11 protein-coding genes are annotated in these 11,817 nt (G+C 35.5%); 3 read left to right on the top strand and 8 right to left on the bottom strand.

Annotated features, from left to right (window positions below):
• The first annotated feature begins 297 nt into the window (after positions 1 to 297).
• Complete coding sequence (locus CSW08_RS04420) at positions 298 to 513, top strand: hypothetical protein (RefSeq protein ID WP_106658198.1); 216 nt, start codon at positions 298 to 300, stop codon at positions 511 to 513.
• On the opposite strand, the gene CSW08_RS04415 is transcribed toward CSW08_RS04420, so the two are convergent.
• From CSW08_RS04415 to CSW08_RS04395, 5 genes are all read right to left on the bottom strand, one after another.
• The gene (locus tag CSW08_RS04415) at positions 503 to 766 is read right to left on the bottom strand and encodes a hypothetical protein (protein WP_106658199.1); all 264 of its coding nucleotides are present in this window, start codon (positions 764 to 766) and stop codon (positions 503 to 505) included. The genes CSW08_RS04420 and CSW08_RS04415 overlap by 11 nt on opposite strands.
• Before the next feature lie 106 nt (positions 767 to 872).
• Positions 873 to 2,057 (bottom strand): tyrosine-type recombinase/integrase, encoded by a 1,185-nt coding sequence (locus CSW08_RS04410; protein ID WP_106658686.1) that lies wholly within the window; start codon positions 2,055 to 2,057, stop codon positions 873 to 875.
• Between the two features lie 490 nt (positions 2,058 to 2,547).
• Entirely contained in the window at positions 2,548 to 3,354 is an 807-nt protein-coding gene (locus tag CSW08_RS04405; RefSeq protein WP_106658685.1) for an anti-sigma factor, read from the bottom strand.
• Positions 3,344 to 3,883, bottom strand: coding sequence for an RNA polymerase sigma factor (locus CSW08_RS04400; protein WP_106658684.1), 540 nt, complete (start codon positions 3,881 to 3,883; stop codon positions 3,344 to 3,346). The genes CSW08_RS04405 and CSW08_RS04400 overlap by 11 nt, the downstream gene beginning before the upstream one ends.
• A gap of 258 nt (positions 3,884 to 4,141) precedes the next feature.
• Positions 4,142 to 4,717 carry a superoxide dismutase family protein gene (locus tag CSW08_RS04395; RefSeq protein WP_106658683.1) on the bottom strand — a complete coding sequence of 192 codons (576 nt, stop codon included), beginning with the start codon at positions 4,715 to 4,717 and terminating at the stop codon, positions 4,142 to 4,144.
• A gap of 223 nt (positions 4,718 to 4,940) precedes the next feature.
• Here CSW08_RS04395 and hemN point away from each other — a divergent pair, with 223 nt between their 5' ends.
• Positions 4,941 to 6,308 carry an oxygen-independent coproporphyrinogen III oxidase gene (gene hemN / locus CSW08_RS04390; RefSeq protein WP_106658682.1) on the top strand — a complete coding sequence of 456 codons (1,368 nt, stop codon included), beginning with the start codon at positions 4,941 to 4,943 and terminating at the stop codon, positions 6,306 to 6,308.
• Positions 6,309 to 6,426: 118 nt separating this feature from the next.
• Entirely contained in the window at positions 6,427 to 7,260 is an 834-nt protein-coding gene (locus tag CSW08_RS04385) for a universal stress protein (RefSeq protein ID WP_106658681.1), read from the top strand.
• A 138-nt stretch (positions 7,261 to 7,398) separates the two neighbouring features.
• Here CSW08_RS04385 and CSW08_RS04380 read toward each other — a convergent pair whose 3' ends face one another.
• Genes CSW08_RS04380 through CSW08_RS04370 form a run of 3 tightly spaced genes read right to left on the bottom strand, consistent with a single transcriptional unit; the run spans position 7,399 to position 11,817 of the window.
• Complete coding sequence (locus tag CSW08_RS04380; protein ID WP_106658680.1) at positions 7,399 to 8,796, bottom strand: TolC family protein; 1,398 nt, start codon at positions 8,794 to 8,796, stop codon at positions 7,399 to 7,401.
• Positions 8,796 to 10,154 (bottom strand): HlyD family secretion protein, encoded by a 1,359-nt coding sequence (locus CSW08_RS04375; RefSeq protein ID WP_106658679.1) that lies wholly within the window; start codon positions 10,152 to 10,154, stop codon positions 8,796 to 8,798. The genes CSW08_RS04380 and CSW08_RS04375 overlap by 1 nt, the downstream gene beginning before the upstream one ends.
• On the bottom strand, positions 10,147 to 11,817 hold the full coding sequence (locus CSW08_RS04370) for a peptidase domain-containing ABC transporter (protein WP_106658678.1): 1,671 nt from the start codon (positions 11,815 to 11,817) through the stop codon (positions 10,147 to 10,149). Before CSW08_RS04370 ends, CSW08_RS04375 begins: the two co-directional genes overlap by 8 nt.

The following is an 11,817-nucleotide window of genomic DNA, read 5'->3' as shown; positions in this document are numbered from 1 at the left end:
GGGTCTTTTCCGAAGTAAAACAGTTTAGCAATTAATTATACACGGTGTTACCACCCGTTTTTTGGTCAGCCGTTGTTTTTAAATCCGTTCAATGTCTGTTAAGGAATGGTTTTTTGTTTTGTTGAGTCCGAAATACTTAATACTGTTTCTCGGGTTTGTTTTGTTTTGTCAGTTAACCTTTCTTTATCCTCGTTTTTCTCCGATTGCATTTCTTGGTTATTATTTGATTCTTTATTTGGTTGACAATAAAGAAACTGAACAGAAACAGTAATTCTACTTTATATACAACTTTAAAATATGTCAGTTGCCAATCCACAAAAAATCATTTATCCAATTACCGTAAATCCAGAATTAAAGAATGGTTTAAGGTTTTATGATATTCATTCGATTTTCATTAAAAACGGTTACGATTTTGGTGATAAAAATATATATATCATGACTGCTCAAATATGTTTTTTAATTGGTTTCAAAAACGAGCATGACGCAAAAAACCTTTCATATACTAACTCCTAGGATGGTTTTCGTTAAACCTATGCTTTAAATCATAATCATCGGTTATTAATTCCGAGTATTCAACCATAGAATAGTCGGAGTTTGTCTTTATTAGTAATTTTATTCCCTTTTCGTTTATTTCTTTTACAATATCTTCTTCTAATCTATGCGTTACCGTATATGCCGCCGAAATAATTTCTTTTGGTGATTGAACATACTGTAACTGATGCTTTGAATATCCGTTATCTATTTCTACGTTATTTATTTTTTCCATATTCTTATTATCTAAAATTCCTAAATCCGCACTCTACTCTTTCATTCATACGTTCTCTTTAATGGGTGGTAACTGGCTATATGTGGGTAAATATACTCATTATTCATTAAATATTTCGGGATAATAGGGCTTTTTGGTCTCCTTTTTGGGATTCCAATAATTGCTCCAAAGCATGGTCTAATGGGCTTTTAATGTTGATTAAATCCTTTCTTGCTACGTGCGTGTATATCATCGTGGTTTCTGGTTTACTATGCCCTAAAAGTTCTTGTATGTGCCGAATGCCAACACCATTTTCAAGTAGGTGTGTAGCATAACTGTGCCTTAAAGTATGTGGGGTTACAGTTGTTTTTATATTGGCTTCTTGACACGATTTCGCCAAAAACTTCCTAACACTGCTTGCCGAATACATACTGCCTTTTTTGCCTTCTACAAAATAAACCGATGGCGTATAAGTCATTAAATAATTTTGAAGCAACGGTAAAAAACTGTCCGCCAACGTGGCATATCGATCCTTTCGTCCTTTGGCATTTTTAATAAAAATCTGTTTTCTATGTATTAAAATGTTTTCTACACGTAAATTCAGCAATTCGCTTATCCGCAAGCCTGCCGAATAAAGCAATGCCAAAATGGCTCTGTGCTTGAGGTTTTTGGTGCATCGCAACAGATTAATGGTTTCTTCCTGCGATAGTACCGACGGCAATATGGTTGATTTTTTGGGACGCGTCAACTCCAAATCGTTAATTTGGGTGTCCGGACAAAAAACAATAAACAATTTTAAGGCACTAATAAATTGGCGTTGGGTGCTTACGGAATAGTTACGTTTAATAAATACCGTTTCAATAAATAGCTCCACATCTCTATTATTCAAAAAATGGATGGCCTTTTGGTTGTTAAAATCAATAAATTCAGCCATAAAAAAGCAATAGGTGTTTACGGTGCTTTCGCCGTAGCGCTTGCCTTTTAAATATTTGAAAAAAGCATTCAGCAGATTTTTGTTATCCTGACTTAATTGCCTTTGGCGTTTCTCGGGGAACGTTTTTGGTTTTACGGCCGGCTTGCTGAATAATAGTTTGGCATCAACAAAGGCATGGTCTTTAAATACCGAAAAAATCAATTTTAAATGTTCTGGACTGTTCTTTATGTGCCAACTTTTCAGCGTTTTGCTCCAAACGGCATTCGGCAACGTTCTTACCAATTTAATAAGGGCTTCATTATACTTAAACCCAATAAGTATTTGGTTTGAATCTTTATAGTATTGGGATTGTAATGTAACAGTAGGTAAAGCAGCCAATTTATTTGTATTTATAATCCTAAATATACAAATAAATATTCTTACAAATAAAATTTTTTAGTTGTTTTTTTTGATGAATAGTAAAACAAAATCAGAACCACGATTCAATTATAAATCAGGTTGAAAATATATGTAATGTTGAGGATTTTTATGCCTAAAGTATATGATAATGTCAATTCGAGTGATTGGCCACAAGCGAATTGTATCGAGAACCCATTAGTAGTGCTGTAAGTTTCCAAACAAGAACCCAAAACCCAGAACCTTGAAAGTTCTAAACAACTCCACGACAAACATCTCAACAACAAGTTAAAGTTCTCGATACTAAATTCTGAAAAAGAATATCACTCAAACCCAGCACCCAATACCCAGAGCTCAATGAAACAAAGAATAAATAATAAAAATAGAAAATAACAATAATAGAATAAGATTTCCCTAGAACTGACAGCTAAACAACAAACAACAAACAACAAACAACTCAACAACGAACACCTTAACTAGAAGCTACAACCCCCAACGTATACAATTGTTCCATAGTAGGCGATGCACTACCACCAGCAGGCTCCAGGGTAATTCCAAAAGCTTCACTTTGGTTTGGGTTGGCTATTTCAAAAATCTTGTTATCGTCTGTAGTAAATTGGTCAAGCGTTCCTAAACTTACAGGAGTCAACGGATTTAGGGTTAACGACCATACTTGGTACACCATGCCTTGTGGTGGATCTGGTAAACCATCCACATCTAAAAAAATACGCTTGGCGTTGGTATCCCAATACACTTTGGCGTAGGTTGCCGCAAATGGGCCTTGACCAGTTAATGGCACTTGGGTAATGTTTTCATCACGCAACACAGAAATAAGGGTTTTGGCCTTATCTAAATTGGTTTTAGCAAATTCAATCTCAATCTCCAACTGCGATTTTTGGGTTTCAACAGTTTGAATGTTTGATTTTAACTGATTGTTTTGGGTGACGGTCCATAATAAACCTACTGCCAAAATAATGGAAGCCGCCCAACCTGTATATGTAATCCAGTTATATTTAGGTTTAGCTATGGAAATAACTTTGGCATCATCTGTACCGTTAAAGCCTAATGTTTTTTTAATGAGTTCTAATGATTTTCTGGTAGTACTTTGGGAAACGGATGCTGTTAGTTCTACTATGGCTAATTCAATATCTAAAACCTCTTGTAAAATTTCGGGATGTTGTTGCATAAGGGCATACACTTCCTTATTTTCTGCTTCAGAAAGTGCACCTGCTACGTATAGCTCTAATATGCCGGATTCTATGTATGCTTTAATATCCATTTTTCAATACAATGGTTCTAAGTTCTTGAATACATTGCCTATTTCTTGTTTTCACGGTTCCTATGGGCATGTCTAACGTTTCAGACACTTCACTTTGTGTATAGCCCTTAAAATACAAGAGTTCGATAACTTTTTTACACTTTTCGGCAAGCTTGGTGACAAACTTTTTAATGCCAATGGCGTCGGTTGAATTATCTAAACTGTCGCTAGTTTCGAGGATATCTACGAAAAAATCGGAATTGAGGTTTTGTTTGGAGTTCTTAAAGTTTTTTGAGCGTGTTTTATCGATGGCGGCGTTTCTGGAAATATTAAGGATCCAGGTAAAGAAACGTCCCTTATCAGAGGAATAACTGCTGGCATTGTGCCAAGCCTTTACAAAAACATCTTGCATCACTTCCTCGGCAATATCGTTATCCCGAACGATGTTGTAAATAACACCGTGCATACTTTTGCTATACATGTTATATAGAGTTTCAAAAGCTTTTTCGTCTTTCTGTTTAAATTGTTCTACGAGGGCATCTAATGACATCAAAAGTATTTAAGTTTCCGAAAGTAATAAATATAAAATAAAAAAGCTACTCGTTAAAGTAGCTTTTAATTTTTTAATAAAACATTATATATTCCGTACCTTGAACCCAGCACCCAATACCTAGAACCCTTTTATGTCAGGATGAGCGCAGCCGAAGTCCTAAACCACTCAATAACAGGATAAAGTTCTCGATACAACATTCAGAAAAAGAATTTCGAACTGACAGCTCAACAGCAAACAACTCAACAACTAAACAATTTACTCAATAATCCCAGCACAACTCACCCTACCACCGGCATCACCTGTTGGTTGTGTTGTAAAGTCGTCGGTTCCAGCGTGTACAATAACACCTTTACCAATAATATTTTTGCTGTCATCATCACAACCTATACACCATTCATCGGTGGTGAACATCACCATGCCGTTTCCATTTTCATCAGCGGTAAAATTTCCTATATCACCTTTATGGTAACCTGTTTCTGCACCCCACTTACCATGCGGTTGGTTTGTTGGGTTCCAGTGTCCACCAGCAGATGTGCCGTCTGGAGCAGAGCAATCCGATTTTTCATGTATATGGATGGCATGTTCGCCTGGCGTTAATCCAGTGATCATGGCATGCAGGTTTACGGTACCATTTTCTTCTTTAAAAATAATAGTCCCCGCAGCGCTGCTTTCGCTTTTTGGGTTTAATGTTATGTTTAATTCTTTAGATGTAGGCGCTTCCATGCCTGTTTCCATAGTGTCGCTTTCCATAACGGGTTCTTGCTTTTTTTCGTTTTTACAAGCAGCCAAACTCAAGGCTGTTAGAATTATGATATAACTTAGTTTTCTCATTTTTTTAGGTTTTTAGTATTTTAGGTTAAAGTTACTGCTTTATACATGCAATTACAAATTTTATATAAAAAGGCGTAAGCATTTTAATAGAAATTTATTTTCTGAATTCATTTACACTCGGTCTGATAGTAAATTCATGTTTCAAAAGGCACAAGGGATTTATGACTTATATCATATTTTTTAAAAGCAAGCTCAGCTACTTTTGACTTAATAAATTGTTAGTATGCTACAAAATTCATTAATCAATAAATACAATATTGCAGGTCCTCGATACACCAGCTATCCAACAGTACCGTATTGGAATGAGGAAACCTTTTCCTTGAAAAAATGGACATCTTCTTTAAGAAAATCGTTTGATGAAAGTAATTATAAAGAAGGCATAAGCCTTTATATTCACTTGCCTTTTTGCGAAAGCCTGTGTACATTTTGTGGTTGTAATAAGCGCATTACCAAACAACATAGTGTTGAGGATATTTATTTAAATGCGGTTTTAAAAGAATGGAATTTATACTTAGATTTATTTAACGAAAAACCCATTATTAAGGAAATGCATCTTGGTGGGGGCACGCCAACTTTTTTTAGTCCAGATAATTTAAAACGTTTGGTTGAAGGCATTTTAAATACCTCTGAACGAGCCGATAATTACGAATTTAGTTTTGAAGGACACCCTAATAATACCACACGAGCGCATTTAGAGGCACTTTATAGTGTGGGTTTTAGACGTGTAAGTTATGGTGTGCAGGATTATAATGAAAAAGTACAAAAAGCAATACATAGAATACAGCCTTTTGAGAATGTAAAACGAGTAACAGAAACGGCTAGGGAGGTAGGCTATACATCGGTTGGGCACGATATTATTTTTGGGTTGCCGTTCCAAACATTGGAAAATATAGAACAAACTATTTTGAACACTAAGGAATTGCTTCCAGATAGGTTGGCATTTTATAGCTATGCCCATGTGCCATGGATTAAAGGCAACGGACAACGCGGATTTAATGATGATGATTTGCCAACGCCAGAGATTAAAAGAAAACAATACGAATTAGGAAAAAAGCGGCTTACCGAAGTTGGTTATACCGAAATAGGTATGGACCACTTTGCATTGTCAACCGATACCTTGTACCAATCGATGGTGGAAGGGGAGTTGCACAGAAATTTTATGGGTTATACGGCATCAAAAACACAGGCCATGATTGGTTTGGGAGTGTCTGCCATAAGTGATAGTTTATATGCGTTTTCGCAAAACGAAAAAAATCTTGAAGCTTATTACCGTTTACTGAAAGAAAATAGGTTGCCGGTACAAAGGGGCCATATTTTAAATGAAGAAGATTTGGTAATTAGAACGCATATTCTTAACTTAATGTGCCGTTTTAAAACATCCTGGACGGTAAATTCTTTTTATTTTAAAGAACTTCCAGAGGTGATTGCCCGTTTAAAGGAAATGGAAATGGATGGATTGATTAATATTGGGAGCAATAGTATTGAGGTTACTAAAAAAGGTCAGCCATTTGTCAGAAACATTTGTATGGCTTTCGATTTGTTGTTACAACGAAAACAACCCAATACAAACTTGTTTTCAATGACGGTTTGATTACTGATATTGATTTGTCATGCAGAATTAATTTAGTTTTGTCATGCTGTCCCGATAGCTATCGGGATTGTTTCAGCATCTCATCGCTAATTATGAATCTAAAATAAAATATCATATTATGAAAAAAATCATCGTCCCCATAGATTTTTCAGAGCATTCAGAATTTGCTCTAAAAGCAGCCGCTAAGTTTGCTAAAAAGTTCAAAGCCGAAATTTTAGCATTGCACATGTTAGAAATGGCAGATGTCATGCTAACCTCTTCTGAAGGTTTCATAGATGAAAAAACCGTTTTCTTTTTTAGATTGGCAGAGCAACGATTTGAAGACTTCCTTAAAAAAGAGTATTTAAAAGATATAAAAGTAACCCCTATTATAAAACATTTTAAGGTGTTTAGTGAAGTTAACGACATAGTTAGAAATCATGATGCCGATATCATAATCATGGGTTCCCATGGAACAAGCGGTGTTATCGATTTATTTGTTGGCTCTAATACAGAGCGTGTGGTTAGGCATGCAGATGTACCTGTTTTAGTCATAAAAAACGATTTACACAATATAAACTTTAAATCAGCCATTTTTGCTTGCGATTTTTCAGAAGAAACCATTAAGCCATATTTGAATGCCTCTAAAATGATGCAAAAACTGGACTGTAAATTTCAGATGGTGCATGTAAACTTGCCTACCAATAGTTTTAAAACATCTACAGAAATAGAAAAAATGGTGGTTAATTTTTTCACAAAAGCCGATAGGAATTTGGATAAAATGGACGATGTGCATTATGTATCCGATTATACGGTTGAAGAAGGTATTTTGAATTTTTCTGATAAGATTGGAGCGGATTTAATTGTAATACCAACCCACGGCAGAAAAGGATTGGCAAGCTTTTTTGAAGGAAGTATTGGCGAAGATGTAGCAAACCATGCCAATTTACCGGTTATGACATTTAAGATTTAAATAAATTGACTTCGTCGAATCTTCGATTTCCCGTGAATCCCGATAGCTATCGGGAGGGAATCTAGAATAAAATAACTACCCCCAACAGGTTAGTTTAGCTTGGGAAAAAGAGCTTTGCAGAAATGCATTAGCTCTTTTTTATTCTATAGGAGGTGCCAAGACATTAAACAAGGTCGCCTTGGTTTTAAAAAAGTCATACTCCAATTCAATGGCTTTTAGTTTGGCATTTATAAGATTTGATTCCCTGGAATTTACTAAGAACAAAGAGCTTTCACCTAAAAAGAATTTGCGTTCCTCGGCATTTAGCATGACGTTATAATCTGAAACAATGGTGTTGGTATAGTCGTTTTGTATGATATAGGAATTCAATTCTTGAATGATTGCATCTATTTTGTTCTTTAATGTGATTTTTGTTGATTGTATCTCGAATTCCGTATCCAGCAATTTAAGTTTGGCCAATTTTAGATCGGCTCGTTCTTTTCTTAAAAACAAAGGAAAACTAATATGCAATCCGCTTTTATATGCCGAGGTACTGAACGACTGCGTCACTTCGGGTGTTTGAGATAAAAAATTATACTGCAAATCTATTTTTGGAAGTAAATTGTTTAACTGTAAGCGTTTTTCAAGCGTCAAACTTTGGAATTTAAGATCTAAGGATTGCAGCTTCGGATGATTTTCCAAATCTAAATCTTCTATGTTCAGTAACGACATACTCAATGTTTCGTCAATAGTTTCAAGAGTATTAATATCTGGAATAATATGCTCTTTAATTTCAATGGGTGTATTATCGTTCAGCCATAAATAATTGGATAATTCTAAAGAGGCTTTAATGTATTTAATATTCGATTTTTCAAGATTTAATTTTCTATCGTTTAAGGCAATACGGGCTTCTAAAGTATCAATGGCTGGCATTTCACCAACTTCATAATTCTTTTTAATACCATTAAAACGCATGTCCGCATTATCTAAAAAATCTTCGTAAACACGTTTTTCATTATAAGTTTTTAGCCAATTAAAATACGTTAAGGTGGCTTCGTATAAAATGTTGTTCACTAATAACTGCCTTTCTGCTTTGGCTTGGTTTACAAATAATTTGCCTTGTTTTAACATGGTCATACGCTTGTTCGCTAATAAACCTTGGGCCAGCGATACAGAAACTCCAGCACTGTACAGGCCGCCCTCTGGAATAGTTGCTTCTGGATTTAAATAGACGCCATCATTTTCTTCAAAACTCCCTTTTAGTTCGATGCCATACCAAGTGGGAATTTTAAATGCAGCATTGAATTTATCGTAATATTCGGTGCCGCTAAAGGTTTTTCTATCGCGATCTGCTTCCAGTTTTGGGTCGAATGCACCACGGGCCTTCATTAATTTGGCTTCACTTTCATTAATTATTAAGTTCGCTTGTTTTACTATGGGATGGAAGGATTTTACGAAACTTATGTATTCAGACAGGCTAATGACCGAGATACTGTCGTTTTGGGCTGATGTAAAAAGACTTACGAAAAGGCATATAGTTAATAATAAAACTCTCATTAGTTATCTTTTTTTGATGCGGTTTCACTGTTGCCTTGTGGTTGGTAATAGTTTGGAGGGAAGCTATTAATTTGTCGCCATAGCTCAAACCAAATAGGCACATCTTCTAAAAGTGCAATAGTGTAAGCACCTGAACCCACTCGTATCGCTTCAGGCCATTTGTAGTCGGTTTCATCAGGTGCCAATAATACCCTGTATTTACCATTGTCACTAATAAAGTTTTCAATAGCAACTATTTTAGCACCATACGTACCATAGCTTGCATTGGGCCAACCGCTAAAAACAATAGCAGGCCAACCATCAAACTGAACACGGACTTTTTCACCAATATGTAGCAGTGGTAAATCAATTGGTCTTACATACGTTTCTACGGCCAAATCATATTGTTGTGGCATAATACCTACCAATGCTTCACCTTCCTTAAAGGTAATACCTATACCACCTGTTAATGCTTTGTTTATATAGCCGCTTTGCGGAGCTGTTACGTACAATAAACTGTTTCGCTTTACATAATTGGTGTATTCGTTTTCTAGTTTGGTTACTTGTGCTTCGGCATCAAACCCGCTAGATTGTGCCGTGTACATATCGCTTTGTGATTTGGAAATTTTGTCGACATATTCAGCATTAATTCTGGATAATTCTATTTGGGCATTGATGACCTCGTTTTTGCTTGCCAAATACTTGTTTTCTTGCGATATTAGCTTGGCTTGGGTTTCTTGAAGCTTTAAACGCTTTTCTTCTACATCTTTAACGGCTTTTAGTCCTTCGTCTTGCAAGGTTTGGGTACGGTTAAATTGGCGGTCTGCTATCTCTATATTTGTTTTGGCAGCTTCCAAATCGATACTGTCGCTTTTTACTTTTAAATGGGCTTGCATCAACTTATTTTGTGTTTGCTGGTACTTTAATTTTTGCTCATTTAACAACGCGGCAACTTGCCTGTTTAATGCGTCTACTTTACCTTGGTAAGCACCAACTGATGACGATTTGGCAACAATCTGGTCACTGGTTCTTTCTACCAATTTATCATCAAAATACTCACTTTTTATTTCAGAAATTCTCATTATGGTATCACCTTGTTTTACAAAATCACCTTCATTAACATACCATTCTTCAATACGTCCCGGTATTTGGGACTGTATGGTTTGTGGCCGTTGATTTGGTTTCAACGTGGTTACTTGCCCTTGCCCAGTTATGTTTTGTGTCCATGGTAAAAAAAGTACGATGAATGCGATAATCGCCATAGCAAGCAAGAATTTGTTGAATTGTTTGTAATAGGGTTTGTTGAATATTTTTTGGGTAGACTTGAATTGATTTAAGTCTACATATTTATTTACCGAATTGTGAGATATGTTAAGCATGGTCTATGTTTTTAATTTCACCCTTTTCCAATTGAATTATTTGGGAACATTTTGATTTCCAACTATTATTACCACTAACCACTATAAGTGCCCATGGCCTATCTGGATGTGTTATATAATCGATGATGGCATTGGTTTCTATTGGGTTAAACCTATCCAAGGCATCTTCTAAAATGAGTACTTTTGGGTTTTTTATTATGGCTCTTGCCAAAATAATTTTTTTAGATACGGTATGCGACATTTGTTTACCGTCTGGATTTAAAATGGTTTGTAATCCTTTAGGTTGCTCCTTTATAAAGTCCATAAGCCCCACTTTGTTTAAAACATCAAAAATGGCATCATCACTTATAGTTGTGTTTCCAAAAGTTAAATTCTCTTTTATGGTACCGTCAAAAGGGGATTCTTCTGTTAATGATAAGCCTAGATGTGCTCGATAATGATTTAAATTTAAACTGTTTACAGATAAATTGTTAATGTAAATATAGCCAGCAGTAGGTTCAATAACACCAGCTATAAGGCGTAATAATGTAGATTTTCCGGCACCACTTTCTCCAAGTATTAAAATTCTACTTTTTGAATTTATATGAAGTGATATATTGTACATAATAGGACCGTCTCTCTCTGGAACCCTATAGGAAACTTCGTTTAGTTCTATAGTAATGTCGCCTTTAAAAACAGGTTTTTCACCTTCTTGGTCTTCGATGTCTTTATCAACTATTTCTCCTAATTTTTCAATGGACGTTAAAACATCGTAAAAGGATTCTAATCCAAGAATCAGTTTTTCTACAGAGGCGATGACTAATAAAATGATAATTTCAGCAGCTACAAATTGCCCAATGTTCATCTGTTGATTCAATACCAAAGCACCACCAATGAGCAATAAACTTGCCGTGACAATCACTTTAAAACTTATCATTTGTATAAACTGCATCATTAAAACCTTAAAATGGTTTTCTCGCGATTCTAAATAATTAGATACCAAATAATCGTTTTTACTTAATGCTAGGCTTGTGTTTCCTGAAAGTTTGAAACTGGTAATGCTTCGAGCGATTTCTTGGATCCAATGAACGACTTTGTATTTGTTTTTAGATTCTACCAAACTGGTTTCTAAACCTCTTTTGGCGGTAAATTTGAAAACGATGAATATGAGAAAAAGTAATAAGATTCCGAAAATGATGAAAAATGGATGGTAAAACGATAGTAATAATAGTGCAAATAGAATTTGCAGAAGGGCCGTAGGAACATCAATAAGTATTTTAGATAATCCCTTTTGGATAATCAATGTATCGAAAAACCGATTTGCTAATTCCGGTGGATAGTAATGGCGCAATTCAGCCATTTTTATTTTCGGGAAACGGTAAGTCAGCTCAAAAGAGGAACGCGTAAAAATACGTTGTTGTATGGTTTCAATAATGCGTAGTTGCATGAGCTGTAACGCCCCAGAAAAGGCGACACCAAGCGTCACTAAGACTACCAAAACCACCCAAGATGTTGATATCTGTGCGCCTTGAATTAAATTAATAATGGTTTGAATTCCTAAAGGAAGTGATAAAGCTACGATACCCGAGAAAATGGCGTAATAGAATATTTGTCGAATATCCCTTTTTTCCAGTTTCATGAGGCCAATTAAACGTTGCCATGGTGTTATTGCGGGTTGCTCCAT

This window comes from Confluentibacter flavum (assembly GCF_002843175.1).
GTDB lineage: Bacteria > Bacteroidota > Bacteroidia > Flavobacteriales > Flavobacteriaceae > Confluentibacter > Confluentibacter flavum.
The sequence above is the reverse complement of the archived record's forward strand: the minus strand, read 5'-3'. Positions and strand labels throughout refer to the sequence as shown.